Source organism: Streptomyces sp. NPDC088554 (genome assembly GCF_044752945.1).
Classification (GTDB): domain Bacteria; phylum Actinomycetota; class Actinomycetes; order Streptomycetales; family Streptomycetaceae; genus Streptomyces.
The window spans coordinates 35,820-62,463 of record NZ_JBIVMF010000008.1 but is presented as its reverse complement, the minus strand read 5'-3'; the positions used below and the strand labels follow the sequence as shown (position 1 = coordinate 62,463).

Here is a 26,644-nt window from a genome sequence, read left to right as displayed (position 1 = left end):
TCCCGGGGCTGCCGCTCCCCGGCGTGCCGTGCCCTGGCCTGCCCCATCCGTACCGCCCCCGCCCTCAACCGCCATACCGTCCGGGCTGTCCGCACTGTCCGCGCCGTCCGCGCCGTTGCGTCCAACCATCAACGATCTTTGTCCATGGACCGGACCGCCGCCAGAGGGAGAGGCTGGGCCACATCGGACAACCAGGACACCGGGAGACCGGAAAACGGACAAGCGGGACAGGAGCGGAGAGCAGTGGCTGCATTCACCGTGGGGAACGAGGACTTTCTGATCGACGGCCGTCCCGTACGGCTGCTGTCGGGGCGCTGCACTGCTTCCGGGTCCATGAGGAGCAGTGGGACCCCCGGCTGGCCATGATGCGCGCCATGGGCCTCAACTGTGTCGAGACGTACGTCCCGTGGAACCTGCACGGGCGCCAACCGTTCCGGCGAGCTGAACGGCGGCGGGCGGCAGCCGGATGTCACCTCGTACGACTATGACGCGCCGATCGACGAGGCGGGGCGGCCCACCGAGAAGTTCTGGCTCTTCCGCGAGGTGTTCGCCGCCTATCAGGACGTCGCGCGCCAGGAGGGCCAGCTGCCGGACGTACCGGAGCCGCGGCGCGTCCTCGACGCGCTCCGGGGCTGTACCGGGTGTCCTTCGAGGTCACGGGGGCGGGCGACGCCCGGCTCACCCTGCCCGCCTGGACCCGGGGCTTCGTCTGGGTGAACGGCGCCCGCCTGGGCCGCTACTGGTCGGCGGGCCCGCAGGACTCGCTGTCGTACCCGGCCCGCTGCTGCGCGAGGGCGGCAACGAGCCGTGGGTGCTGGAGCCGGCGGCGGGCTCGCCGGACATGTGGCTCGCCGGACGGGCAGAGGACAGCCCGTCCGGCGAGTGATTACAGGGGCAACAGCAGGGGTACTGACGGGGGGTACTAGAGCGTCGCGGCGGCGGAGGCTATCGCGGAGGCGAAGGTCGAGACCTCGGTGTAGACACCGGGGTTTCCGGCCTGGGCGCAGCCGATGCCCCAGCTCACGATGCCGACCTGGATGTACTCACCGGCGTTGTCCTTGCGGAACATCGGGCCACCGGAGTCGCCCTGGCAGGTGTCCGTACCGCCCGCGGCGTATCCGGCGCAGATCTCCTCGCTCGCGATGAGGTCGGAGTAGGCCCCGCCGGCGGCGCGGCAGGTGGCGTCGCTGATGAACGGCACGGACGCCTTGAGCATGTAGCGCTGCTGGGCGCCGTCCTCGATCGCCGCACCCCAGCCGGCGACCGTGAAGGTACCGGTGTTGTAGGTGGTGTTGGTGGCGATCTTCAGGGTGGGCTGGTTGATCGGGGCGGCGAGCTTGATCAGCGCCCAGTCCTTGCCCGAGCCGTTGTAGCCGGGGGCGCGCAGGACCTTGGTGGACTTGACGTTGATGGCACTGCTGCTCTGGAGGTCCACCACACCCGCGGTGGCGGTGATGCTGGTGTTGTTGCCGGATCCGCTCACGCAGTGCGCGGCGGTCAGGACGACGGTCGGCGAGTACAACGAGCCGCCACAGCCCATCGAGAGCCGGACCATGAACGGGAACTCGCCCTGCACGGCGCGGGTGCCGCCGACGACGGGCTGGGGGGCCGCAGAGGCAGTGGTGGGCTGAAGACTGACAGCCGCGAGAACAACCGCGCCGACTGCCGCGAATCTCTTGATGGCACCCAGAATGCTCAACGATTTGCCCTTCATGGGGGGTTTGCGTGGGGATGTACGACTTACACGCGAAAGGCCCGATCAACGCGCGTTGGTCATCCTGCGACACGTTGGCATGGGCCCGACAACAAAGCGTGATCCGGATTATGCGGAGGCGAACACTTGAACCACAAGATCCTTTTCAAGCCAGCAAAAGCATGCATTCCAGCCACCGCCCGATCATCGGACGAACCGGGTGGACCGAACGGTCCGAACCCGCACACCCCGCAGATCCCCGGCGGACCGCCGTAAAATGAGCCCCGGAGCGACCGGCCGTCGGAGGGCACACCGGAAGCGCGCCGAAGCACATCGGAAACACGTCGGAAAGCGCGTCGAAAGGCACACCGGAAGGCACGGGGGTACGGACATGGCGAACGGCGGCGGCGAGATCGTCCACGGCTATCCGCATCTGGCCACGGTGCGCGCCTCGATCACCGCGCTCCACCGGCGGCTGACCCCCGACTCCCTCGCCCGGTACGCCCCGAGCGTGGCCCGCGCCGATATCGGCTTCACCGATCTGGACGATCTTCATCTGGGCACCCAGCGCGTCGCCCGCACCCTCCTCCAGCAGTTCCAGCTGCCGGACGCGCGCGTGATCGCGAGTTTCCGGGAGATGACACACGCGGCCAACGTCGAACTGGCCGCCGGGCCCGAGTACTTCATCGAACTGAACAACCGTTTCCGCACCCACCGCCAGGACATCGGCGCCGCCCTCGCCCACGAGATCACCCATGTCCTGCTGCACCGGCTCGGGCTGAGCTTCCCCGGCACCCATGACAACGAGATCCTCACCGACACCGCCGCCGCCTACCTGGGCGCGGGCTGGCTGCTGCTCGACGCGTATCGCGAGGACCGCGACTCCAGCCAGAAGCTCGGCTATCTGACCCCCGAGGAGTTCGGCTACGTCCTGGCCAAGCGCGCGCTCCTGTTCGACGAGGACCCGCGCGTCTGGTTCACCAGCCCGCAGGGCTACACGTCGTATACGAAAGGGCTGGACCGGGCGGTGCGCGACGAGCGGCAGCCACCGCTGACCACCGCGGGCCGGCTGGTCCGGCGCCGCTACGCCAGGGACCGCCGCCACGCCCTCGACCGCCCGGACCCCGCACCCGACCCCGCCACGCCGTATACGTTCGAGCGCCTCCCGGACGGACTGCGCGTCTCGTTCCCCTGCCCCACCTGTCTCCAGCGCATCAGGGTCCCCGTCCGGGGACGGGTCCGCGCCCGGTGCGGTCTGTGCGGAACGCTGCTGGACTGCGACACCTGACGGACCGCCACAGGACCGCCGCCCCGGACAAAACGCGCACGACGGCCTCACACGGGCGAACGTAAGGTCGAAGCATGAGGAAAGACCCGACAGCGGGCGTACACGACCTGTTCGAAGCGGTGTACGGAGGCGCGGACGACGCCGTCGTACGGCTGCTGCGGACCGGCGCCCCCGCCGAGGCGGCCGACGAGGACGGCCAGACCGTCCTCCATCTCGCGTCGGTCAGCGACGAACCGGGGATCGTACGCCTCCTGCTCACCGCGGGCGCCGACCCCAACCGGCCGAGCGGCCCCGAGGACGGCCCGGAAGGCGGCGACCTGCCGCTGTGCGCGGCGGCCTGCGGCGGACACACCGAGGTCGTCCGGGCCCTGCTCGCCGCCGGGGCCCGCCCCGGCCTCCGCGAGTCGTTCGGCCTGACCGCCCTGGTCTGGGCGGTCCAGCAGGGCTTCGCCGACACGGCGGAAGCGCTGCTGGAGTACGGCGCCGACCCCACGCTCCCCGGCCCCCGGGGCGAGTCCCCGCTGCTGCTCGCCGCCCGCCGCGGCTCCACCGCGACCGTACGGGTCCTGCTGCGCTACGGCGCGGGCGCGCCCCCCGAGCGGTGCGAGGCCGCGCTCGCCGAGGCCCGGCGCTGGATGACGCGCGAGGTGGAACACGAGCTGCGCGCCTCGCTGACCCGCTCCTTCGGCGAGGGGTACGAGACGGTGGTGCGCCGGATCGAGCGGGACGGCTCGGTGACCGTCGTCGTCGAACTGCTGCGGGACGGCGCGCCGGTGGCCGGCCAGGAGCAGCAGACGGGCCACGCGGCCGTCGCGACCCTGCTCGAAGCGGAGCTGGGCGTGCGGACCCCGTTCGAGGAGCTGGCGGCGCGGGCGCTGCGCTGCGGGGACCCCGGGCGGGACGACTGGACCGAGGCCGTGTCCGCGCTGTGGCACCGAGGCGACGAGGAGACCTTCCGGTCCGCCGCCGCGTGGTGCGCGAGCGACGATCCGCAGCGCCGTACGTTCGCCGCCGAGGTGCTGGGGCGGCTGGGCGCGGCCGAAGGGCCGGACGGCGCGGACCCGTTCACCGCCCGCGCGGTGCCGCTGCTGTGCGAGCTGTCCCGGCGGGCCGTCGAACCCGAGCTGGCGCGCGCGGTGGTGACCGCCCTCGGCCGGCACGGCGATCCGGCCGCGCTCCCCGAGGTCCTGCGCCACACCGGCCACCCGGACGCCGGGGTCCGCCGCCGGGTCGCGCTGGCGCTGGCCGGCCCCCTGCCGGCCGGTCAGGAGGACTGTGTACGGGCGGGGGTGCTGCTCAGCCGGGACGCCGACACCTCGGTCAGGGACCGGGCGGTCGCGGCGCTGACGGGGATGGCCGCCGATACGTACGAGCTGCGCGAGGCGCTGGCGGCCCGGCTCGACGACCCGGACGCGGACACGGCGGCGACGGCCGCGCTGGGGCTGGCGACGCGTCAGGACCCGCGTGCCGTCGGGGCGCTGGCGCGGCTCCTGACCGACGAGGACCCGGCGGGCCGCGCCCACCGGACGGCGCTGGACGCCGTCCGGTACGTACCGCACGGACCGGAGCGGCGGCGGCTGGAGCGCACGCTCCCCCGCCACCGCTGACCCCCGGCGGACCTCGGAGCCTGTCGGGTGGCCTCTGACCGGGCGGCGGGCCGGCGGCCCGGCGCGCGCTCCCCCGTCCGGCGTTGTCGTCGGTCACCGACGCTCCGCGTCGACTCCCTCCTCCGCCTCGAAGCACGCTCGGCATCCGGAGGACGAATCCAGGCGCCGAGGCGGAGCGAGCGCCGCGCACCGGACCGCGTCCGCTACCCGGCCGGGGCCACCCGACAGGCTCTCAGCCGAGCCGGAGCACCCCGGGGACCTCGCTCTCGATCACCTCGACCAGCTCGTCGAAGACGGTCGGGCCGCGCCCGGCCCGTGCGGCCTCCAGCCGCTCCCGCAGCGCGGGTCTGTTCGAGAGGTGCGCGCGCTCCAGCCGTCGCTGGAGCGCGCGTACGGTCTCCTCCGTGCCGAGCGCCCGGCGCGAGAGGTCGTGGTCGCGCCATTCGATGACGAAGTCGCCGTCGTCCGGCGTACCGAACCCACCGCGCAGACAGTCCGCCAACGCGTCGAGGTTGCGCCCGAAGTATCCGCCGGGGCCGTTCACGGCCGCGCCGATGACCGCCCAGAAGCTGTCGAGGCCGGTCACCTCCGCCCCATCGATCACATAGGTCACTGTCATGGGCGAAGGCTACCTTTCCTCTCCTTCCGCGCTCGGGTCAGCAGTTGTAGTTGACGAGGGAGAAGGACTCGTAGTGGTCGGCGGTGTAGTAGTCCTCGTCGGTCTTGTTCCCGGTGACGATGCGGCGGGCGCCCCGGGTGGAGGAGCCGGGGGTGACGACGGTGTACTCGTGGTAGTAGCTGCTCGACTGGCTCGGCAGGACGCCCTCCCTGTTCTGGAAGACCGAACCGTCCTGCGAGTATGGGAACGGCCCGCCCCGGGCGATCAGGTCGAGCGTCGTGTGCGCCTGGGACGGCAGCTTGGAGTAGCAGATACTGCCGACGGCGGCGGGGGCCGCGGTGGCGGTGGCGGTGACCCCGCCGACGAGGAGGGTCGAGACCAGTGCGGCGAGACCACCGAGGGTGGCGATACGTGGGGGAATTCGCATGCGCCCATCATGACGCGCGTAGACATGGACACGTCAATAACAACGGCGGGGAGTTTCCCGGAAGTTAACCGGCCACGACCGTCCCGACACGTCTCCGCCACACGACGGAGCCCGGTGGCACACGCCACCGGGCTCCGTCGTACCAGCTGTATCAGCTCACTGCTCAGGCAGCGGTACGCCGACCGCCCTCGGCACCCCGGCCGGAGCCGCCGCGCCGACCACGGCTGCCCCGCGAGGAGCCACCGCCGCCACCGCCGCCGCCCTGCCTGGCGCCCGCGCCGCCCGCGCCGCCCGCGCCCGTACCGGAGCCGGTGCTCTTGCGGGCCGGACGCGAGGTCCGGGGCTTCTGCTTCTGCTGGACGACCGGCTGCGGCACCTCGATGGTGACGGCCACCCCGGAGGGCACCCGCGCACCGGTGATCCGCTCCAGCTCCTCGTCCGTCGACTTGATCCGCGCGGACTGGGGGTCGATGCCCGCGTCCGCCATCAGCCGCGTCATCTCGCGCCGCTGCTCGGGCAGGACCAGCGTCACCACACTGCCGGACTCGCCCGCCCTGGCGGTGCGCCCGCCACGGTGCAGATAGTCCTTGTGGTCGACGGGCGGGTCGACGTTCACGACCAGGTCGAGATCGTCGACGTGGATGCCACGGGCCGCGACGTTCGTCGCGACCAGGCAGGTGACCAGCCCGGTCTTGAACTGGTCCAGCGTCCGGTTGCGCTGCGGCTGCGAACGGCCGCCGTGCAGGCCGGAGGCGCGTACACCGCTCGCCAGCAGCCGCTTGACCAGCCGGTCCACGGAGCGCTTGGTGTCCAGGAAGAGCAGCACCCGGCCGTCCCGCGCGGCGATCCGCGTGGTGACTTCCTTCTTGTCCGTCTCGTCCAGGACGTACAGCACATGGTGTTCCATCGTGGTGACCGCGCCCTGCGAAGGGTCGACGGAGTGGACCACGGGGTCCGTCAGGTACTGCCGGACCAGCCGGTCGATGTTCTTGTCCAGGGTCGCCGAGAACAGCATCCGCTGCCCGTCCGGCTCGACCTGCTTGAGCAACGCCGTGACCTGCGGCATGAAGCCCATGTCGGCCATCTGGTCGGCCTCGTCCAGCACGGTGATGGACACCTGGTCGAGCCGGCAGTCGCCCCGCTCGATGAGGTCCTTCAGCCGTCCGGGCGTCGCGACCAGCACCTCGGCGCCCCGCCGCAGCGAACCCGCCTGCTTGCTGATCGAGAGCCCGCCGACGACCGTGGTGAGCTTCAGATTCACCGAGGTGGCGTACGGCGTGAGCGCGTCGGTCACCTGCTGCGCCAGCTCACGGGTGGGAACGAGCACCAGCGCGAGGGGGGCGCGCGGCTCGGCGCGCCGACCGGCGATCCGAGCCAGCAGCGCGAGCCCGAACGCCAGCGTCTTGCCCGAGCCGGTACGGCCCCGGCCGAGGATGTCCCGGCCCGCGAGAGAGTTCGGGAGGGTGGCGCCCTGAATGGGGAACGGTCTGGTCACACCCTGTGCGGTGAGGGTCTTGAGCAGAGCGGCGGGCATGTCCAGCTCGTCGAACGACTCGACGGCGGGGAGCGCGGGGGTAAGGGTCTCCGGCAGGGTGAATTCCTGCGGGCGCGCGGGAGCGCGACGCGCCGGCGCCTTCGCGGGTCCCTTGGCACGGGAGGTCGCCGGGCGCTTGCCGGCGGGGCGGGCAGCGCGGTCCTGCCGTTCGTATCGAGTCATTCGGAAAAAGCCTTCCTGGGCCTGAGAACAGCGGCCTGAGAACAGCGCGAGCCGGGACCCGCACCTGCGACGGTGCGGGTCCCGGCTGCGAGGTACAACGTCCGGGAATTAGACCGGGACGATGTTCTCCGCCTGCGGGCCCTTCTGGCCCTGCGTGACGTCGAACGAGACCTTCTGGCCCTCCTGGAGCTCACGGAAGCCCTGGGTGGCGATGTTCGAGTAGTGGGCGAAGACGTCGGCGCCGCCGCCGTCCTGCTCAATGAAGCCGAAGCCCTTTTCCGAGTTGAACCACTTCACGGTGCCAGTAGCCATGTCATTCTCCTAAAACAGGTGCAGAGCCGGAAATCCGCACTGTACGAATTCCTCGTCGCCGCATTGAGCCCCATCCGGAGAAGCCGGCAAAAACAATAATGCGCCTGAGGAACATTCCCGTCAGGCGCACATAAAGTTCATGGGTACCAAAACTGCAACGAAGTCAGCCTAGCACGACCCCGCGGAGAGATCGAGTGGGGTACGCCACATGATCGTGGCGCACGCCCGCACCCCTCCCGACCACCCCCGCGCACACCCTCCCGCTACCGCCCCTCGCCCGGCCCCCGCCGCACGGTCCGCAGCGCCCGCCCCGGCCGCCAGGCCCGTACCACCAGGTCATCACCCTCGACACAGGTCTGCACGACCTCGCCGAGCTCCACCCGGAACAGATGGAACGGCACCGGCGGCGCCACCTCCGCGACGAACCGCGCAATCACCGCGGCGTCGGCCTCCTCCACCGCGCGCCCGCCGATCCTGGTGTCCCCGTCCGCCACCTCGTTCCCGGCGCCCGGATTCGTATGGACGGCACATCGCGGATCGCGCAGCAGGTCCCGCGCCTTCCATGAATTCGACATCATCCCGAGCCACAACTCCCCGAAAAGAAAGGTGACTTCGAGCCCCGTCACCCGGGGCGAGCCGTCCTTGCGGACGGTGGCGAGGACATGGTGCGGATACTTCTCGAAGCGGCACCGAACGGCCCCGGCGAAGCGCGGTTCGGCCGAGACGAAATCGGCCCAGGTGGATGTCGCGGTGGATGCCATAGGACCACCCAATACCCGATACCCGACATCTTCTGTCGCCTTTTGCGCTGCCGCACCGGGCTCCGCCTCGTCAGCCGTGACCACCGGCCGGGGTCATGGACAGGTGCGCCCACACGAGCTTCCCCGGCCCGTTGCGCCCGCTGACACCCCAAGCGTCGGCCAGCGCGTCCACGATGACCAAGCCCCTGCCGTCCACAGCATCCGGATCATGCGCCCTCTGTCGCGGTGCGGCGGCCGAGGCGTCATGCACCTCGATACGCAGCCCCCGTCCACCCTCCGCCCCCGCGTGCTGCATGTACCGCGTCTCGATCTCCCGCCCCTGGGAGACACGGGCATGCCGGGCGGCGTTGGTGACCAGCTCGGAGAGGATCAGCAGCGCCGAGTCCTCCAGGGCGGACATACCCCACAGAGCGAGTGTTTTACGGAGCTCCAGCCGCGCCAGCCCGACACAGCTCGGATGCCGGCTCCATCTCAGGACGACGACGGGGACGTGGTCGGGGAGGTGGCCAATGTCCGGTACGTGCTCCATCTCAGGCCACCTCTCCCTCGTACAGGCCAAGCCACAGCTCCCGACGCCCTTGGCGCCGTTGCCGGTTCACCGCCCGCTGCCAACGCTCGTACTCGGTACGGCGGTACGGAAGGAACACCAGCCGATGCTCACCGCTCGGCCCGCGCAGACACCCGCGAACGAACACGGTCAGCGGGGCGGCCAGGGACGAACGGAGCTGGCGGGGAAGGGGGTTCGTGGGTTGCGCGGGGTTCGCCGATGAGCGGCGTTCCCCGGACAAAAATAAGAATCGCGGGAGCGATTCGAGGAAACGGGCGATAAAGTTCACCATGTCGACGCTCCTTTGCGCGGGGCCCTTACATATGGCGCATCAGGCCATGCCTAATAGACCCCACGGCAATTATTGAATTCCGAACAGGAATCCTCGTTTTGGGGACATCCGATATCCGGAAGGGGTAGTCACTACCTTCTCCTATCGGGCACACTGCGTACATATCCGAGCTGTCACCAAAGGTCCGGAGTGGACAGCCAGTTGCGCGAAAGAAGGTTCGATCAGAGTGGAGCTGAACAACGAAAAAGCCAAGCTCACACCCCGTGTGAGGCTGGGTAACCGAATGCGCAGACTGCGTGAGCGGAGAGGGCTGTCGTTGCGTCAGCTGTCCGAACAGGTAGGTGGGTACTCGCACAGCTATCTCGGACGGGTCGAGCTGGGCGAGCAGCTGCCGTCCCAGGCCCTGGTGGACTCTCTGGACGAGTTCTTCGACACCGATGGGGTCCTCGCGGAGATCCTTGAACTGGCGCACGACAAGACAATCCCCAGCTACGGCCGGTACGTTGCGGCCAAGGAGAAGGAAGCCGAGCGGATCCAGGTGTTCACCAGCAGCAGTATCCCCGGGCTACTCCAGACTGCGGACTACGCACGGGAACTGTTCCGCATGACGCAGCCGCACGCGTCCGAGGAGTACCTCAACGAAACCGTGGCTGTCCGCATGGGCCGGAAGGAGCTCTTCAAGCGGGATAATCCGCCCCTCTACTGGGCAATCTTCGACGAAGCAGCCCTGAGACGCCCAATGGGCAACGCCAAGATCATGGCGAAGCAACTCAGTCATCTACTACTGACAGCCGCCCCACACCGGCGCATTATTCAGGTACTGCCGTTCGATGAAGGAGCACATCCCATGCTGGGGGGATGTCTGAGCTTGCTTACACTCCGCGATGGCGGCATGATCGCCTTCCTTGAGAGCTTCAAGTCCGGGGAAACGGTGGAGCTGCCAAGGAAGGTAATCGAGTTGACGCAATGTTTCGATTACGCCCGCTCTCTGGCACTGCCCGATGAGAAGTCTCTCGACCTCATCCGCACATACCTGAAAGGCTACGAAAGTGAAGACACTTCCTGACGCATCCGCCCTGACCGCCTGGCGCAAGTCCAGCTACAGCGGCAACAACGGGGACGGCTCGTGCGTCGAGGTCTCCGACGGCCACCCCGCCACCGTCCCCGTCCGTGACAGCAAAAACCCCCACGGGCCCGCGCTGGTCTTTCCGAAGGACGGCTGGGCCACCTTCGTCAGTGCCGTGAAGCGCGGTTAGCGGGGGTTGGGCGCGGATCGCGCCCCCATGGCGCGACCGGGAGCCCGTCGTGCGGGCTCCCGGTCCGGTCCTGCCGGCGCCCCGTGGGGGCGCCTACCGCTCAGCTCAGATGTGGCCCAGGATCAGGCTGCCCGGCGCGTCCGGGTCGTTCGAGAAGAAGTGCTCACGTACCGCGCGGATGAACTCCTGGCGCGAGATCGCGCCGTCCCCATCGGTGTCCAGCATGGAGAACGTCTCCATCGCGTCGGGCGCGCTGATCCTGCACACGTCCTTCAGGAAGCGGGCGAACTCGGCCTTGCTGATCTCGTTGTCGCCGTCGACATCCATGATGTCGAAGATCGCGTGCCCGGCTCCTTCCGCCACATTGAGCCGACTGGTGTCGATGCTCGTGAGGCGCTTGGCCGTGACGTACTGGTCCTTCGTGAGCCGGTCCCCTTCCGCGCCTGAGTGACGCATCAGCTCCAGCCAGTACATCTGAAAGAAGGCGGTGAGCGCCCTGGCCCGGCGGTCGTCCTTGCCCAGCTTGTACGCCTGGAGGTAGCGGTCGGCGAGCCGCTGGTAGTCCGACCAGTCCACATAGCCGTTCTGGTCGGCGTCCATGGCTTCGAACGAACGCTCAAGCTTGGTGGTGATGGCGTCCTGCGTGGCCGTGCTCATCGCTCCGGATCCTCCGAAAGTCGAGTGACATAGGAGAGATCATCGTCAGCGCCCCGCAGCCCGCCCGTGCTCAAGTCGCTCTCCATTCACTCCTTCGTGTCACCGTTCCTACCAGCGCGGGCCCGTGTCCTTGTCGCCGCTCCAGATGTACTGCTGGTCCGGGGTGCGGGTGAGGCCGAAGTCGTACAGGCCCGGGGCGCCCGCCGCTTGCCAGTGGGTGGTCGCGCGGGCCGCCTCGTCGGGCAGGTGGCGGGGGCCGCCCCGGTGGGTGACGCCGGACGCGGCCAGCGTGGCCCAGGAGGAGTGGCCGTCGTGGAGGCGGGCGGTGAGGGGGGTGCCGGGGGCTGCGGTGGTCGTGGTGATCCGGATGTCCGGGAGCAGGACGCGGAGCGCGAACAGCAGGTCCCGGTCCGTGTGCAGGGCGCGTACGTCGAGGGCGAGGGGCTCCTCCGCCTCGGGCGGTCCGGCGCCGCGCACCCGGTCCCAGGGCCGGCCCTGGTCGTACCCCCGGCTCGGCATGAACATCGCGAGGCCCTGCATCCAGCCGCTGGCCGAGCGGCCGTCGTCCGCGACGGTGAGCGCCACATGGCCCAGCCGGCCCCACGGGGTGACGATCCGGCCGCCGGGGCGGGTCTGTTCGACCCAGGGCCAGGGGATGCGGTCGACCGCGTACGTCGCGACGACCCGGTCGTACGGCGGCGCGCCCCCGGCCGCTCCGGGCGCACCGAGCGCGCCGTCACCGGTGTGGACGGCGACCCCCGCGCCCACCGCGTCGAGGCGCTCGCGGGCGGCCGACGCGAGGCCGGGGTCGATGTCGACGCTGGTGACGCGGCCCGGTCCCGTACCGGCTGCCAGCAGTCCGGCGTTCCAGCCGGTGCCCGTGCCCAACTCCAGGACGTGATGGTCCGGTTGGAGCATCAGGGAGTCGAGCATGTCGGCCACGATCGACGGGCAGGAGAGGCTGGAGGTCGCCCATCCGTCCGTGACCTGGGTGATGGTGGGCTCGTCGGGCTCGGGGTGGACGAGCGCGGCCCAGCGCCCGGGGTCCGCTCGGCGGTCCACCGGGACGTACTCCCAGCCGTCCCACTCCCACACCCGGTCCGGGGCGAAGAGGTGCCGGGGCACAGCCTCCATCGCGTCGCGGACCCAGGGGGAGTCCGTGGGCCAGTCGCCACGGTCGTCCATCGCGCGCACCAGCCGGTGCCGAAGCTCGGTGAGCCTGGCAAGCCCATCCACGATCATTTCCGGCGCGTCCCGCTGGGCGGTGGCGCATCGGGCACTTTCCCATCGGAGTTACCGGGTGGCGGCTTCCCCTGGCTGAGGTCGGGGTCCGGCTTACGGTGATCGCCCACAGCATTTCCTCTCTCGCGACGGATCGATCACCCACGCTTCCAGAGCCCCGGCCCTCCCGGCAATCGAACATCTCCTACTGGCCGACACACGCCACCGTGCCGGCCAGTAGGGGAGAAATCAGGGCTGCCCCCGGGTCAGATCCTCGCGCCGATGATCGGCGCCAGCCGGTCGGCGATGGCGCGGTGGCCGAGGTCGTTGGGGTGGACGGAGTCGCTCAGCCCGCCGTCCGGGATCCAGCCGTCGGTGTTGACGAAGTACACGTTGCGGTCCCCCGCGTCGTTGCGCGCCTGGACGGCCGCCCGGGTCTGGGTGACGAAGCGGCCCCGGAAGGTCTGGAGGGCGAAGATCGCGGCCTGCGGGTACTTGGCGCGGACCGTGGCGAGGAAGGTGGTGTAGACGGCCTGGAACTCGGGGGTGTGGACCCCGTGGCCGACGTCGTTCGTACCGAGGTTGATGACGACGGCGTTCGCCCGGTACCGGTTGAAGTCCCAGGCCGGGGAGGTGTCGTACGCGTTGAGGTGGGTGAAGCGCTCGCTGAGGCCCACGCAGCCGTCCGCCGTCTCGACCAGGCAGGCGCCGCCCTGGGCGATCTGGGTGTGCTCGACGCCGAGTTTCTCCGCCGCCAGCCAGCCGTACGAGGTGACGGCGAGCTTGCTGCTGGTGGAGCCGGCGGTGATGGAGTCACCGATGAACTCGACTGTCTTCGGCGAGACTTGGGGGGCCATGGTGGTCGCTCCGGCGTCCAGGACGAGGCCGCCGAAGACGGAGTCGCCCGTGTAGGAGCCCGCGATCTGGCGGTAGGAGACGACCAGCGTGTGGGTGCCCGCCGCGAGTTTGGTGGGGGTCAGGTCGACCGTACCCCTGACGTTCTTGTAGTTGGTGAACTCCTTGCCGTCGACGCTCGCCCAGAACTCGACGGAGTTGCGCTGCCTGAGCTTGACGGTCGTACCGGTGAAGCGGGTACGGAGGTACGCGCCGGTCCAGTGCGAGGCGTAGGGCGCGGCGGCGGTGTCCCAGCGGCCGGTGTACGTGATGTTGGGGTCCGAGGGGGAACCGTCACCGGCCGCGAGGGAATCGGCGAACGCTACGGGCGCGGCGGCCGAGATGACCGGGGCGAGGCGGTCGGCGATCTTCTGGTGGCCGGTGTCGTTGGGGTGGCCGCCGTCGGTGTAGTCGGCGTCGGTGAGCCAGCCGTCGGTGTTGACGTAGTGGACGTTGCGGTCGCCGCCGTTGCGCAGTGTGGTGACGGCGGCGGCGGTCTCCGGGAGATAGCGCTTGCGGAAGGTCTGGAAGGCGAAGAGCGCGGCGTTCGGGTACGTGGCGCGGACGTCCCGCAGGAGCTTGGTGTACGCGGCGCCGAACTGCGCGCCGGTGACGGCGTGGCCGACGTCGTTCGTACCGAGGTTGATGACGACGGCCGCCGCCCGGTAGCGGGTGAAGTCCCAGTCCCGGGTGGAGCCGACGCCGTCCTTGAAGTACTGCGCGGAGAGCCCGAAGCAGCCGTCCGCCGATTCCACCAGGCAGGCGCCCGAGCGGGCGATCGTGGCGTAGTCGGCGCCGAGGCGGTCGCTGGTGAGGCGGGAGTAGGAGGAGACGGTCAGCTTGGAGGAGGTGGCGCCGAAGGTGATCGAGTCGCCCACGTACTCGATCAGCCGGGACGGTACTGCCGGGGCCACGGTCCGGGCGCCGGAGTCGAGGACGAAGCCCTGGAAGGCGGCGCCGATGCGGAAGAACACCCGGATGGTGTGGGTGCCGGAGGCGAGCGGGGTGGGGGTGAGGTCGACGGTGCCACGGACGCCCGCGTAGAAGACGTCGGGGCCGTTGTCGATGCTCACGTAGATATTGGCGTTGTCCCGGAGCTTGATCTTCACCGTACGTCCGGTGAAGGCGGCCCGGATGTAGGGGGCCGCCCAACCGCCGGTGTAGGTGGCGCTGTCGGAGGTGTTCCAGCGCCCGGCGTAGGCGATGTTCGGGTCGGACGGGCTGCCGTCACCGACCGCCGCGAGGGCGGCCGGGGCCGGCGGGGCGGCCGCGAGGGCGGCGGGTGGGGCGGCGAGTATCCCGGCGAGGAAGGCGAGGGCGGCGAGCACCGCCCGGAGCATCCTGGACATGCGGGGGCCTCTTCTCTTCGGTGGAGCGTGGGGAGACTGGGAAGCGTGTGGCGAGAGCATGACAAAGAGCGAGGAGTAAGCGCTTTCTCAGCAGAAAATAGACGCTCCGCGCACCCACGAGAAGAGAACCGACAGGAAGAGGCCCGACAAGACAGGAAGAGACCCTGTGAAAGGAGCCGTGCCCCCGCAATACCACGGCGCCTGCCATTCGTCCGGTCGGGGACTGTGGGCAGGCGCCGCGTTTGCGGGAGGTCCGGAAAGACACTTCCCGGACCGACACCGCCCGTACGCCGTTGTACGGGAGCTCGGGGTGGAACGGGTCGGGCCATCAGGGCCGGACCCTCGGGGGTCAGGCCATCAGGGCCCGGTCCGTCGGCCTGATCGGGGCCGGCAGATCGCTGGCTCCGGTCAGGAAACGGTCCATACCGGCGGCGGCCGAGCGGCCCTCGGCGATGGCCCACACGATGAGGGACTGGCCGCGGCCCGCGTCCCCGGCGACATACACACCGGGGACGTTGGTGGCGAAGTCGGCGTCGCGGGCGATGTTGCCGCGCTCGTCCAGCTCCAGGCCGAACTGCTCGACCAGGCCGTTCGTCCGGTCGGTACCGGTGAAGCCCATGGCGAGGGTGACCAGCTGAGCGGGGATCTTCCGCTCGGTGCCGGGCTTCTGCTCCAGCTTGCCGCCCTTGAACTCGACCTCGACCAGGTGCAGGAACTGGACGTTGCCGTCCTCGTCGCCCTCGAAGTGGGTGGTGGAGACGGAGTAGACCCGCTCACCGCCCTCCTCGTGCGCGGAGGTGACCTTGTAGAGCATCGGGAACGTCGGCCACGGCTGGTGTCCGGCGCGCTCGGCACCGGGCTTCGGCATGATCTCCAGCTGGGTGACGGAGGCCGCGCCCTGGCGGTGGGCCGTACCGACACAGTCGGCGCCCGTGTCGCCGCCGCCGATGACGACGACGTGCTTGTCCTTGGCGGTGATCGGGGAGACGGTGAGGTCGCCCTCCTGCACCTTGTTGGCGAGCGGCAGGTACTCCATCGCGAAGTGGATGCCGGACAGCTCGCGGCCCGGGACGGGCAGATCGCGGGAGATCGTGGCACCGGCCGCGATCACCACGCCGTCGTACCGCCTGCGCAGCTTCGCCGCGTCGAGGTCGCGGCCGATCTCGACCTCGGTACGGAACTTCGTACCCTCCGCGCGCATCTGCTCGATACGGCGGTTGATGTGCGACTTCTCCATCTTGAACTCGGGGATGCCGTACCGCAGGAGCCCGCCGATGCGGTCGGCGCGCTCGTACACCACGACCGTGTGACCGGCCCGGGTGAGCTGCTGGGCGGCGGCCAGCCCGGCCGGGCCCGAGCCGATGACGGCGACGGTCTTGCCGGAGAGCCGCTCGGGCGGCTGCGGGGTGACGTCGCCGCTGTCCCACGCCTTGTCGATGATGGAGACTTCGACGTTCTTGATGGTGACGGCGGGCTGGTTGATCGCCAGCACACACGCGGACTCACAGGGCGCCGGGCAGAGGCGGCCGGTGAACTCCGGGAAGTTGTTGGTGGCGTGCAGCCGCTCGCTCGCCGCCGTCCAGTCCTCGCGGTACGCGTAGTCGTTCCACTCGGGGATCAGGTTCCCCAGCGGACAGCCGTTGTGACAGAACGGGATGCCGCAGTCCATGCAGCGCCCGGCCTGCTTGCTGATGATCGGGAGCAGCGAGCCCGGAACGTAGACCTCGTTCCAGTCCTTGACGCGCTCCTGCGGCGGACGAGTTCTGGCGACCTCGCGGCCGGTGGTGAGAAAGCCCTTCGGGTCAGCCATTGGTCGCCGCCTCCATCATCTTCTCGGTGGTCTCGGTCTCCGAGAGACCTGCCTGCTCAGCGGCGTCCTTGGCGGCGAGCACTGCCTTGTACGTGGACGGGATGATCTTGCTGAAGCGGTCCGCGGCGGCGTCCCACTCGGCGAGGAGCTTGCCCGCGACGGTGGAGCCCGTCTCCTCCTGGTGGCGGCGCACCACATCGTGCAGCCACCGCTTGTCGGTGTCGTCGAGGGGCTCGACGGCCGACAGGTTCCCGGCGTTGACATGGTCCGGGTTCAGGTCGATGACGTACGCGACACCGCCCGACATGCCGGCCGCGAAGTTGCGTCCGGTCTCGCCGAGTACGACGGCCCGGCCGCCGGTCATGTACTCGCAGCCGTGGTCGCCCACGCCCTCCGAGACGACCGTGGCACCGGAGTTGCGGACGCAGAAGCGCTCGCCGGTACGGCCCCGCAGGAACAACTCGCCGGCGGTGGCACCGTAACCGATGGTGTTGCCCGCGATGGTGGAGTACTCGGCGAGGTGGTCGGCGCCCCGGTCCGGGCGGACGACGATCCGGCCGCCGGAGAGGCCCTTGCCGACGTAGTCGTTGGCGTCGCCCTCCAGCCGCAGGGTGACACCGTTCGGCAGGAAGGCGCCGAAGGACTGGCCCGCGGAGCCGGTGAAGGTGATGTCGATGGTGTCGTCGGGCAGGCCCGCGCCACCGAACTTCTTGGTCACCCGGTTACCGAGCATGGTGCCCACGGTCCGGTTGACGTTACGGATGGCCACCTGCGCGCGGACGGGCTGCGCGGACTCGGCGCTGTCGGCGCCCAGGGCGTCGGCGGCGAGCTTGATCAGCTCGTTGTCGAGGGCCTTCTCCAGACCGTGGTCCTGCTCGATGGTCCGGTGGCGCACGGCGCCCTCGGGCAGCTCCGGTACGTGGAACAGCGGCGCCAGGTCGAGGCCCTGGGCCTTCCAGTGGTTCACGGCCCGGTCGGTGTCGAGGAGTTCGGCGTGGCCGACGGCCTCCTCGATGGAGCGGAAGCCCAGCTCGGCGAGGATCTCGCGGACCTCTTCGGCGATGAAGTTGAAGAAGTTGACGACGTACTCGGCCTTGCCGGAGAAGCGCTCGCGCAGCACCGGGTTCTGGGTGGCGATCCCGACCGGGCAGGTGTCCAGGTGGCAGACGCGCATCATGACGCAGCCGGAGACGACGAGCGGCGCGGTCGCGAAACCGAACTCCTCGGCGCCCAGCAGCGCGGCGATCACCACATCGCGGCCGGTCTTGAGCTGGCCGTCGGTCTGGACGACGATCCGGTCGCGCAAGCCGTTGAGCAGCAGGGTCTGCTGGGTCTCGGCGAGGCCCAGCTCCCAGGGGCCGCCCGCGTGCTTGAGGGAGGTGAGCGGCGAGGCGCCCGTACCACCGTCGTGTCCGGAGATCAGCACGACATCGGCGTGGGCCTTGGAGACACCGGTGGCGACGGTGCCGACGCCGACCTCGGAGACCAGCTTCACATGGATGCGGGCCTGCGGGTTGGCGTTCTTCAGGTCGTGGATCAGCTGGGCGAGATCCTCGATGGAGTAGATGTCGTGGTGCGGCGGCGGGGAGATCAGACCGACACCCGGGGTGGAGTGCCGGGTCTTGGCGACCCACGGGTAGACCTTGTGGCCGGGCAGCTGGCCGCCCTCGCCGGGCTTGGCGCCCTGCGCCATCTTGATCTGGATGTCGTCCGCGTTGACGAGGTACTCGCTGGTGACGCCGAAGCGGCCGGAGGCGACCTGCTTGATGGCGGAACGGCGCGCCGGGTCGTACAGCCGCTCCGGGTCCTCGCCGCCCTCGCCCGTGTTGGACTTGCCGCCGAGCTGGTTCATGGCGATGGCCATGGTCTCGTGCGCCTCTTGGGAGATCGAGCCGTACGACATGGCGCCGGTGGAGAAGCGCCGGACGATCTCGGACGCGGGCTCGACCTCGTCCAGCGGGACGGGCCGGCGGCCCTCGGCGAAGCCGAAGAGGCCGCGCAGGGTCATCAGCCGCTCGGACTGCTCGTTCACCCGGCTCGTGTACTGCTTGAAGATCTCGTAGTTGCCGGTACGGGTGCCGTGCTGGAGGCGGAAGACCGTCTCCGGGTCGAAGAGGTGCGGCTCGCCCTCGCGGCGCCACTGGTACTCGCCGCCGATCTCCAGCTTGCGGTGGCTGGCGGAGATCCCGGAGGCGGGGTAGCCCTTGGCGTGCCGGGCGGCGACCTCCTGGGCGACGATGCCGAGCCCGGCGCCGCCGATCTTGGTGGCGGTGCCGTTGAAGTACTTGTCGACGAACGCCTGCTCCAGGCCGACCGCCTCGAAGACCTGCGCGCCCCGGTAGGAGGCGACGGTGGAGATGCCCATCTTGGACATGACCTTGAGGACGCCCTTGCCGAGCGCGTAGATCAGGTTGCGGATCGCCTGCTCGGGCTCCAGCCCCTCGATGAACGTACCGGCGCGGACGAGGTCCTCGACGGTCTCCATGGCGAGGTACGGGTTGACTGCGGCGGCGCCGTACCCGATGAGCAGCGCGACGTGGTGCACCTCGCGTACGTCACCGGCCTCGACCAGCAGCCCCACCTGGGTGCGCTGCTTGGTGCGGATGAGGTGGTGGTGAACGGCGGCGGTGAGCAGCAGGGAGGGGATCGGGGCGTGCTCGGCGTCGGAGTGCCGGTCGGAGAGCACGATGATCCGGGCACCGCTCTCGATCGCCTCGTCGGTCTCGGCGCAGATCTCCTCGATCCGGGCGGCGAGCGACTCGCCGCCGCCGCTGACGCGGTAGAGACCGGAGAGGGTGGCGGCCTTCATGCCGGGCATGTCGCCGTCGGCGTTGATGTGGACGAGCTTGGCCAGCTCGTCGTTGTCGATCACCGGGAACTGGAGGGTGACGCTGCGGCAGGACGCGGCCGTCGGCTCCAGCAGGTTGCCCTGCGGGCCCAGCGAGGAGCGCAGCGAGGTGACCAGTTCCTCGCGGATGGCGTCCAGCGGCGGGTTGGTGACCTGCGCGAAGAGCTGGGTGAAGTAGTCGAAGAGCAGCCGGGGGCGGGCGGAGAGCGCGGCGATCGGGGAGTCCGTGCCCATGGAGCCGATCGGCTCGGCGCCGGCGCGGGCCATCGGCGCGATCAGGACGCGCAGCTCCTCCTCGGTGTAGCCGAAGGTCTGCTGGCGGCGGGTGACCGAGGCGTGGGTGTGCACGATGTGCTCACGCTCGGGGAGGTCCGACAGCTCGATCTCGCCGGTCTCCAGCCACTCCCGGTACGGGTTCTCGGCGGCCAGGGACGCCTTGATCTCGTCGTCCTCGATGATGCGGTGCTCGGCGGTGTCCACGAGGAACATCCGGCCGGGCTGCAGGCGGCCCTTGCGGACGACCTTCGCCGGGTCGATGTCGAGGACGCCGACCTCGGAGGAGAGGACGACGAGGCCGTCGTCGGTCACCCAGTAGCGGCCGGGGCGCAGACCGTTGCGGTCGAGGACCGCGCCGACCTGGACGCCGTCGGTGAAGGTGACACAGGCGGGGCCGTCCCAGGGCTCCATCATCGTGGCGTGGTACTGGTAGAACGCGCGCCGGTCCGGGTCCATCGAGTCGTGGTTCTCCCACGCCTCGGGGACCATCATCAGCACGGAGTGCGGCAGCGACCGGCCGCCGAGGTGGATCAACTCCAGGACCTCGTCGAAGGAGGCGGAGTCGGAGGCGTCGGGCGTACAGACCGGGAAGATCCGCTCCAGCTTCTCCGCGCCGAAGAGGGCGGAGGCGAGCTGGGACTCCCGGGCCTGCATCCAGTTGCGGTTGCCCTTGACCGTGTTGATCTCGCCGTTGTGCGCGACGAAGCGGTACGGGTGGGCGAGCGGCCAGCTCGGGAAGGTGTTCGTGGAGAACCGCGAGTGGACCAGCGCGACGGCGGTCGCGAACCGGCGGTCGGAGAGGTCCGGGAAGAACGGCTCCAGCTGGCCGGTGGTGAGCATCCCCTTGTAGACGATCGTCCGGGCGGAGAGCGAGGGGAAGTACACCCCGGCCTCGCGCTCGGCGCGCTTGCGCAGCAGGAACGCCTTGCGGTCCAGCGCGATGCCCTCGCTCACCCCGTCGGCCACGAAGAGCTGACGGAAGGCGGGCATCGTGGCCCGCGCGGAGGCGCCGAGCAGCTCGGGGGCGACGGGGACCTCGCGCCAGCCGAGGACGGTCAACCCCTCTTCGGACGCGATCGTCTCGATGCGCGAGACGGCGTCGGTGGCGTCGGCGGCGGGCAGGAAGCCGATGCCGACCGCGTACGAACCGGCCTCGGGCAGGTCGAACCCGGCGGCCTCACGGAGGAAGGCGTCCGGGACCTGGAGCAGGATTCCGGCGCCGTCGCCGGAGTCGGGCTCCGAGCCGGTGGCGCCACGGTGTTCGAGATTGCGCAGTACGGTCAGCGCCTGCTCCACCAGCGTATGGCTGGCAACACCGGTGAGGGTGGCCACGAACCCGACGCCACAGGCGTCGTGCTCGTTACGGGGGTCGTACAGCCCCTGCGGGGCGGGGCGACCGTCCATGGGCGACCAGGCGTCGGAACGCATCGGCTCTCCCGTCGTCGTAGTTCGGCTTTGGCATATGCAATTACCGAGGGACGACGTTGGCCCTCCAGGAAATTTCGTGCAGGTTACATGATGGAAAGCTTCTCGGGAAGTGGGAACGCAGTCCAGCATGTGGACACCGCTCGTAGCGGTGGATGAAGGGACGCAGACGGACAGATCGTCGTCCGGTCGGCTGGGGCGGAGCAGGCTCCTTTGCCTGGGGCGCCTACAGCTCATGCCCAGCGATTACCTACTCGAAACCGCTGGGTAACGTCCGTATACACGCCGCCCGGCACAGTGTCGCATCCCGCACGCCGGAAAGCATCGGGGAAGCAGGTCACAGAAAGGTCGATTCCGACCGCCGGGCCCCTGGCCCGCGGGCCAGGGGCCCGCGCCTCCCGGCCTTCCCGTCCTGCCCGGAGCGCCTCCCGGCCTGCCAGGAGCGCCTCCCTGCCTGCCCGGAGCGCCTCCCGTCCTGCCCGGAGCGCCTCCCGGCCTGCCAGGAGCGCCTCCCTGCCTGCCCGGAGCGCCGCGGCTCCCGCCCTCCGCACCCCCGCCCCCGGCCCGCCTCAGAGCGCCGCGCCGAACAGCGCGCCGAGCCCGTACGTCAGCGCCGCGGCCGTCCCGCCCAGCAGCAGCTGCCGCAGCCCGCTGTACCACCAGCCACGCGCGGTCACCCGGGCCACCAGCGCCCCGCAGCCGAACAGCCCGACCAGCGCGAGCAGCACGGCGGGCCACAGCGCGGTGGCCCCGAGCAGGAACGGCAGTACGGGCAGCAGGGCGCCCAGCGCGAAGGAACCGAACGACGACACGGCCGCGACCAGCGGCGACGGCAGCCCGTCGGGGTCGATGCCCAGCTCCTCGCGGGCGTGGATCTCCAGCGCCTGCTCGGGGTCCCTGGAGAGCTGCATCGCCACCTCGCGGGCCAGCGCGGGCTCCACGCCCCGGGACACGTACAGCGCGGCCAGCTCCTCCATCTCGTCGATCGGGTGCCCCATCAGCTGCCGCCGCTCGACGTCCAGCTCCGCCTCGACCAGCTCCCGCTGGGAGGCGACCGAGGTGTACTCACCGGCGGCCATCGAGAAGGCCCCGGCGGCCAGCCCCGCGAGCCCGGTGATCACCAGCGTCTGCTGCGAGACGGCGCCCCCGGCGACACCGGTCATCAGCGCCAGATTGGAGACCAGCCCGTCCATCGCGCCGAACACCGCGGGCCGCAGCCAGCCACCGTTCACATCGCGGTGCGTGTGATTGTCGCGGTGTGCCTCGTGGAGTGTGGCCTCGGTCTCGATGATGGACATGCTTCTCCCCTCGTGGGGTGGTTCCGGCTCCGTACGCGGACCGGTGCTCCACCCTCCAACGCTTTCGAAAGTACGCACGAAAAATCGCTCCCGCCAGCAAGGAAGGCCGTACTTACCAGGCACGGAAGCCCGCTCGCCTTCGATATCGCCGCCTGATCGCTCCCGCCGGTCCTCGCGCCGTTGTCCCGATGTCACCGGGTGACAGAGAGGTTTCCCGGACTCGCCGGGCGCGCGGTGGGACAGATCCCGAAACGGCCGGCCGGGCGAAAGGGCCACCTATGGAGCCGACCACCCCGCGCGTGCTGCGCGACCGGTCCCGGGGCGCGGTGCTCGCGGCGGGCGGCGGGCGACGCGCTGGGCGCCCCGGCGGAGAACCTGCGGCCCTCCCGCCCGCCCGGGCCTCCGCCATCGGCCCGGCCCTCGGCAGCCGCCTCCCCTCGATGCGCGGCCACCACGTCCTGGACATCGCGGACCTGCTCACCCCGGACGACGCGGCCTGTGTACGGGCCGCCGTCCTCGCCCTCGTCCACCCCGGGGACCCCGCCGCCGGGGGGGGGGCCCCCCCCCCCCCCCGGCGGGGCCCCCCCCCCCCCCCCCCCCCCCCCCCGGGGCCCCCCCCCCCCGGGGGCCCCCCCCCCCCCCCCCAAACCCCCCCCCCCCCCGGGCGGGGGCGCCGGCCCCCCCCCCCCCCCGCCCCCGCCCCGCCCCCCGCGCCCCCCGCCCCCCCCCCCCCCCCCCGGGGGCCCCCCGCCGCCCCGTCCCGCCGGGACCGATCCGGTGGAACTCGCCGGGCGGCTCGCAGCCACGGAACCGACCACCCCGGGTGGACAATTCCGACATGACGACCCTCAGTACCCCGCCGGAGGCTCCCCCGGCGCCCAGCGCGTCCCCACCGGCACCCCCGCTCGCCGACCGTGTCACCGGCGCCCTGATCGGCGCGGCCGTCGGGGACGCCCTCGGCGGCCCGGTCGAGGGGTACTCCCCCGAGCAGATCGTGGAGCGCCACGGCGGCCGGGTCACCGGCATCGTCGGCCCCTGGAACGAGGACTGGTGCACCGCCCGCCCCCTCGCGCCGTACCACAAGGGCGACGGACACACCACCGACGACACCCTGATGACCCACGCGCTGATCCGGGTGTACGCGTCGGTACGGGACCACCTGGACGCGTACGCGATGGCGAGCCATCTGGTGCCCGACCTGATCTCCGCCCCGCGCTGGATCCCGGAGCTGGAGACCGAGGCGCTGCCGCTGCAGCGGCTCTCCCTCGCCGAGAAGTGGCTGGTCACGCGGTTGCACTACGGGCATGTCGACCCCCGCGAGGCCGGCGCGGGCAATATCGTCAACTGCGGCGCGGCGATGTACATGGCCCCGGTCGGGCTGGTCAACGCGGCCCATCCGGCCGCCGCGTACGCCGAGGCGATCGACCTCGCGGGCGCGCACCAGTCGTCGTACGGACGGGAGGCGGCCGGGGTGTTCGCGGCGGCGGTCGCGGCGGCGTGTGTTCCCGGCGCCACACCGGTATCGGTCGTCGAGACCTGTCTCGCCCTCGCGAAGGACGGCACCCGGGCCGCGATCGAGGCGGTGTGCGAGGTCGCCGCCCGCCACCGCCGCCCCGAGTCCGCGCTGCGCGGACTGCGCGAGGCGGTCACCCCCTTCGACACGGTCGGCCCGCACTACCGCTCCCCGTCGCTGGGCGCCCGCCGCCCCTCCCGGCTGCACTCCATCGAGGAACTCCCCATCGCGCTGGGCATGTTGCTGATCGGCTCGGGCGACTACCGCCGTACGGTGCTCGGTTCGGTCAACTACGGCCGCGACTGCGACTCGATCGCCACGATGAGCGGCGCCCTGGTCGGCGCGCTCGGCGGCGAGCAGGCGGTCCCCGGGGAGTGGGCGCGGCGGGTGGCCGAGGCGAGCCGCCTCGATCTGCACGCCCCGGCGCGGGTGTTGACGGAGGTGGCGTACGAGATCTTCGCCCGGGACACGGAACGGCGCCGCGCCCACGAGGCCGCGTTCGCCCGGCTGACCGCGCCGGACGCGCGATGACGGCGTCCCTCCGGCTCACCTGGGCTCAGCCCGAGGACCTGATCGGCCACGAGCTGCGCCAGGCGTCCGAGGACGGCCGCGACGCGACGGACATCGCCCTGCGCCGGCACACCGCGGGCGGCCGTCCGGCCCCGGCCCGCACGGGCGCCTCGGTCGCGGCGGCCATCGCGGCGGCGGGCCCCGGGGACGTACACGGCTGTCTGCGGGCCGGGCCGGCCCCCGCCGCCGAGTCCCTGCCCGGCTGAACCCGACGTACGCGTGCCGTACGTACGCCGAGAGGCCGTCCGCCCCGAACACACGGGTCGGACGGCCTCTCGGCGTTCTGCGTTCTGCGTTCCGCCGGGCGGGGCTCAGCTCTTGTCGGCGTCGGCCTTCGCCGCGTCGGTCTTCTCGGGTTCTGCGGTCTTCTCGGGTTCGGCGGTCTTCTTGGAGAGATCGGCCTTCGACGAAAGACCGGCCTTCGACGAACCGTCCTCCGAAGCCTCCGAAGCGGCCCCCTCGGCGGGCTCCGGCTCCACGACCTCCTCACGCCCCGGCCGCATCCGCGACGACACCACGATGTAGGTCACGGCCAGCAGGAAGACGATCCCGGCGGTCCAGACGTTCAGCCGGACGCCCAGGATGTGGTGCGCCTCGTCGACGCGGAGGTACTCGATCCAGGACCGGCCCACGCAGTACGCGGCGACGTAGAGGGCGAACACCCGGCCGTGCCCCAGCGTGAAGCGCCGGTCGGCCCAGACGATGAGCAGGGCGACGCCCACGCACCAGAGGGATTCGTAGAGGAAGGTCGGGTGGTAGAGCCCCGCCTCGCGGTTCGGGCCCGCGCTGATCTCCAGCGCCCACGGGAGGTCGGTCGGCTTGCCGTACAGCTCCTGGTTGAACCAGTTGCCCCAGCGGCCGATGGCCTGGGCGAGGACGATGCCGGGCGCGATGGCGTCCGCGTACGCCGGGAGCGGGATGCCCCGGCGGCGGCAGCCGATCCAGGCACCGACCGCGCCGAGCGCGATGGCGCCCCAGATCCCGAGGCCGCCCTCCCAGACCTTGAAGGCGTTGACCCAGTCCCGACCCTCGCCGAAGTACAGCTGGTAGTCGGTGATCACGTGGTAGAGACGGCCTCCGACGAGCCCGAAGGGCACCGCCCAGACCGCGATGTCGGCCACGGTGCCCGCTGTGCCGCCCCTGGCGACCCAGCGTTTGCCGCCGTACCAGACGCCGACGAAGACACCGATGATGATGCAGAACGCGTAGCCGCGGAGCGGGAGCGGTCCGAGGTGGAGGACTCCGGTCGACGGGCTGGGAATGTAGGCAAGGTCCATAGCACCACCGACGCTACATTGCCGGGCGGAAAGCGCGGCGGCCCGCCCGGCAACTTCTGCGTAACGGGATCACGCGGCGGGCGCCGGATCACCCGCGCCCGGTTCGGCCGCCGGACCCTGTGCGGGCCCGGAATCCGGGGCCTGAGGCGTCAGCGTGCCCGCCTTCTTGCCCTTGTTCGCCTCCGCTACCCACTTGCGCAAATTGTCCGGTGTGATGTTTTCGTCACCCTTCTTCGGGAAGACCGCCTCCCCGTTGAGCAGCACGGTCGGCGTCCCCGAGAAGCCGCCCGTGCGGAACGCCTCGGCCGACTTCTCCACCCACTTGTCGTGCGCGCCGTCCTCCACGCACTTACGGAAACCGGGCGCCGCCGTCAGTCCGTCGACCTTCCCCGCCAGCTTCAGCAGATAGCTGTTCTCGGCGAAGGTGTCGTCCGTCTCCATCGGCTGGTTCACATAGAGCACATCGTGGTACGGGGCGAACTTGCCGACGTCCTGGGCGCAGGCGGCGGCGTTGGCGGACCGCAGCGAGCCGGTGCCGCCCATGTTCCGGTCGATGAGGGTCGCGAGGTGATACTCGACCTTGAGCTGGCCCTTCTTCTCCAGGTCGTGGATGGTCGCCCGGAAGCCGTTCTCGAACTGGGCGCAGGCCGGGCAGCGGAAGTCCTCCCAGATCGTGAGCGTCGACGGCGCGTCGTCCGCCCCCACCGGGATCGCCAGATCATCCTTGCCGCTCACCCCCGTGGGCGCGCTCACCGGGCCCGCCGCGCCGCTGCCCCCGCTCTTGCCCATGTTCGCGGCGGCCACGCCGACCACCCCGGCCAGGGCGAGGACGCCGACGACGGCCCCCGACACGACCAGGGTGCGCCGGCGCTTCTCGCGTACCCGGTCTGCTTCACGTTCCTGCTGGAGCCGCTCTCGGGCGCTCCGCTTTGCCTCACGGTTCTTCTCGCTCACGCCCACAGCAACGAACCGGGGAGGTGCCTTCGC

General features: G+C 70.8%; 24 protein-coding genes and 1 pseudogene. 9 read left to right on the top strand and 16 right to left on the bottom strand.

Annotation, left to right across the window (positions count from 1 at the left end; translation table 11 throughout):
• Positions 1 to 243: 243 nt before the first annotated feature.
• The 3 genes and pseudogenes from ACIP8W_RS11835 to ACIP8W_RS11825 all read left to right on the top strand — a co-directional run.
• Positions 244 to 431: pseudogene (locus ACIP8W_RS11835) on the top strand (beta-galactosidase); the annotation flags it as partial.
• Positions 388 to 717, top strand: coding sequence for a beta-galactosidase (locus tag ACIP8W_RS11830; RefSeq protein WP_401948798.1), 330 nt, complete (start codon positions 388 to 390; stop codon positions 715 to 717). The pseudogene ACIP8W_RS11835 and the gene ACIP8W_RS11830, both read left to right, overlap by 44 nt.
• Complete coding sequence (locus ACIP8W_RS11825; RefSeq protein WP_401948796.1) at positions 642 to 926, top strand: hypothetical protein; 285 nt, start codon at positions 642 to 644, stop codon at positions 924 to 926. Before ACIP8W_RS11830 ends, ACIP8W_RS11825 begins: the two co-directional genes overlap by 76 nt.
• Here ACIP8W_RS11825 and ACIP8W_RS11820 read toward each other — a convergent pair.
• Complete coding sequence (locus tag ACIP8W_RS11820; RefSeq protein ID WP_401948794.1) at positions 923 to 1,699, bottom strand: S1 family peptidase; 777 nt, start codon at positions 1,697 to 1,699, stop codon at positions 923 to 925. The genes ACIP8W_RS11825 and ACIP8W_RS11820 overlap by 4 nt on opposite strands.
• A gap of 385 nt (positions 1,700 to 2,084) precedes the next feature.
• Here ACIP8W_RS11820 and ACIP8W_RS11815 point away from each other — a divergent pair, with 385 nt between their 5' ends.
• The gene (locus ACIP8W_RS11815; protein WP_401948792.1) at positions 2,085 to 2,981 is read left to right on the top strand and encodes a hypothetical protein; all 897 of its coding nucleotides are present in this window, start codon (positions 2,085 to 2,087) and stop codon (positions 2,979 to 2,981) included.
• A 74-nt stretch (positions 2,982 to 3,055) separates the two neighbouring features.
• Complete coding sequence (locus tag ACIP8W_RS11810; protein WP_401948789.1) at positions 3,056 to 4,588, top strand: ankyrin repeat domain-containing protein; 1,533 nt, start codon at positions 3,056 to 3,058, stop codon at positions 4,586 to 4,588.
• A 232-nt stretch (positions 4,589 to 4,820) separates the two neighbouring features.
• Here the strand turns inward: ACIP8W_RS11810 and ACIP8W_RS11805 are convergent, their stop codons facing one another.
• The 7 genes from ACIP8W_RS11805 to ACIP8W_RS11775 form a co-directional block, all read right to left on the bottom strand.
• Entirely contained in the window at positions 4,821 to 5,207 is a 387-nt protein-coding gene (locus tag ACIP8W_RS11805) for a barstar family protein (RefSeq protein ID WP_401948787.1), read from the bottom strand.
• A 37-nt stretch (positions 5,208 to 5,244) separates the two neighbouring features.
• Entirely contained in the window at positions 5,245 to 5,634 is a 390-nt protein-coding gene (locus ACIP8W_RS11800; RefSeq protein WP_401948784.1) for a ribonuclease domain-containing protein, read from the bottom strand.
• A 163-nt stretch (positions 5,635 to 5,797) separates the two neighbouring features.
• On the bottom strand, positions 5,798 to 7,351 hold the full coding sequence (locus ACIP8W_RS11795; protein ID WP_402202803.1) for a DEAD/DEAH box helicase: 1,554 nt from the start codon (positions 7,349 to 7,351) through the stop codon (positions 5,798 to 5,800).
• Between the two features lie 108 nt (positions 7,352 to 7,459).
• Positions 7,460 to 7,663, bottom strand: a complete 204-nt coding sequence (locus ACIP8W_RS11790) for a cold-shock protein (RefSeq protein WP_402202801.1) — start codon at positions 7,661 to 7,663, stop codon at positions 7,460 to 7,462.
• A 263-nt stretch (positions 7,664 to 7,926) separates the two neighbouring features.
• Positions 7,927 to 8,424, bottom strand: coding sequence for a pyridoxamine 5'-phosphate oxidase family protein (locus ACIP8W_RS11785; RefSeq protein ID WP_402202799.1), 498 nt, complete (start codon positions 8,422 to 8,424; stop codon positions 7,927 to 7,929).
• Positions 8,425 to 8,494: 70 nt separating this feature from the next.
• A complete protein-coding gene (locus tag ACIP8W_RS11780; RefSeq protein ID WP_402150266.1) occupies positions 8,495 to 8,953 on the bottom strand; it encodes an ATP-binding protein in 459 nt (152 codons plus the stop codon).
• Position 8,954: 1 nt separating this feature from the next.
• Positions 8,955 to 9,263: a hypothetical protein gene (locus ACIP8W_RS11775; RefSeq protein WP_401948773.1), complete on the bottom strand. Its 309-nt coding sequence runs from the start codon at positions 9,261 to 9,263 to the stop codon at positions 8,955 to 8,957.
• 226 nt (positions 9,264 to 9,489) lie between these two features.
• On the opposite strand from ACIP8W_RS11775, the gene ACIP8W_RS11770 reads away from it, so the two are divergent.
• Complete coding sequence (locus ACIP8W_RS11770; protein ID WP_402150269.1) at positions 9,490 to 10,329, top strand: DUF5753 domain-containing protein; 840 nt, start codon at positions 9,490 to 9,492, stop codon at positions 10,327 to 10,329.
• Complete coding sequence (locus ACIP8W_RS11765; RefSeq protein ID WP_402150272.1) at positions 10,313 to 10,519, top strand: DUF397 domain-containing protein; 207 nt, start codon at positions 10,313 to 10,315, stop codon at positions 10,517 to 10,519. The genes ACIP8W_RS11770 and ACIP8W_RS11765 overlap by 17 nt, the downstream gene beginning before the upstream one ends.
• Before the next feature lie 105 nt (positions 10,520 to 10,624).
• Here the strand turns inward: ACIP8W_RS11765 and ACIP8W_RS11760 are convergent, their stop codons facing one another.
• The 6 genes from ACIP8W_RS11760 to ACIP8W_RS11735 form a co-directional block, all read right to left on the bottom strand.
• A complete protein-coding gene (locus tag ACIP8W_RS11760; protein WP_402150275.1) occupies positions 10,625 to 11,176 on the bottom strand; it encodes an EF-hand domain-containing protein in 552 nt (183 codons plus the stop codon).
• Between the two features lie 108 nt (positions 11,177 to 11,284).
• Positions 11,285 to 12,418, bottom strand: coding sequence for a methyltransferase domain-containing protein (locus ACIP8W_RS11755; RefSeq protein WP_401948761.1), 1,134 nt, complete (start codon positions 12,416 to 12,418; stop codon positions 11,285 to 11,287).
• A gap of 245 nt (positions 12,419 to 12,663) precedes the next feature.
• Positions 12,664 to 14,640 (bottom strand): GDSL-type esterase/lipase family protein, encoded by a 1,977-nt coding sequence (locus ACIP8W_RS11750; RefSeq protein WP_402202796.1) that lies wholly within the window; start codon positions 14,638 to 14,640, stop codon positions 12,664 to 12,666.
• Between the two features lie 349 nt (positions 14,641 to 14,989).
• Complete coding sequence (locus ACIP8W_RS11745; protein WP_401948755.1) at positions 14,990 to 16,450, bottom strand: glutamate synthase subunit beta; 1,461 nt, start codon at positions 16,448 to 16,450, stop codon at positions 14,990 to 14,992.
• Positions 16,443 to 21,002 (bottom strand): glutamate synthase large subunit, encoded by a 4,560-nt coding sequence (gene gltB, locus ACIP8W_RS11740; RefSeq protein WP_401948752.1) that lies wholly within the window; start codon positions 21,000 to 21,002, stop codon positions 16,443 to 16,445. The genes ACIP8W_RS11745 and gltB overlap by 8 nt, the downstream gene beginning before the upstream one ends.
• A 566-nt stretch (positions 21,003 to 21,568) precedes the next feature.
• The gene (locus ACIP8W_RS11735; RefSeq protein WP_401948749.1) at positions 21,569 to 22,297 is read right to left on the bottom strand and encodes a VIT1/CCC1 transporter family protein; all 729 of its coding nucleotides are present in this window, start codon (positions 22,295 to 22,297) and stop codon (positions 21,569 to 21,571) included.
• 838 nt (positions 22,298 to 23,135) lie between these two features.
• On the opposite strand from ACIP8W_RS11735, the gene ACIP8W_RS11730 reads away from it, so the two are divergent.
• Both ACIP8W_RS11730 and ACIP8W_RS11725 read left to right on the top strand, forming a co-directional pair.
• A complete protein-coding gene (locus ACIP8W_RS11730) occupies positions 23,136 to 24,341 on the top strand; it encodes an ADP-ribosylglycohydrolase family protein (RefSeq protein WP_402202794.1) in 1,206 nt (401 codons plus the stop codon).
• Positions 24,338 to 24,586: a hypothetical protein gene (locus tag ACIP8W_RS11725; protein WP_401948740.1), complete on the top strand. Its 249-nt coding sequence runs from the start codon at positions 24,338 to 24,340 to the stop codon at positions 24,584 to 24,586. The genes ACIP8W_RS11730 and ACIP8W_RS11725 overlap by 4 nt, the downstream gene beginning before the upstream one ends.
• Positions 24,587 to 24,691: 105 nt before the next feature.
• On the opposite strand, the gene lgt is transcribed toward ACIP8W_RS11725, so the two are convergent.
• A complete protein-coding gene (gene lgt / locus ACIP8W_RS11720) occupies positions 24,692 to 25,657 on the bottom strand; it encodes a prolipoprotein diacylglyceryl transferase (RefSeq protein WP_401948737.1) in 966 nt (321 codons plus the stop codon).
• Between the two features lie 69 nt (positions 25,658 to 25,726).
• Positions 25,727 to 26,611: a DsbA family protein gene (locus ACIP8W_RS11715; RefSeq protein WP_401948734.1), complete on the bottom strand. Its 885-nt coding sequence runs from the start codon at positions 26,609 to 26,611 to the stop codon at positions 25,727 to 25,729.
• Positions 26,612 to 26,644 lie beyond the last annotated feature (33 nt).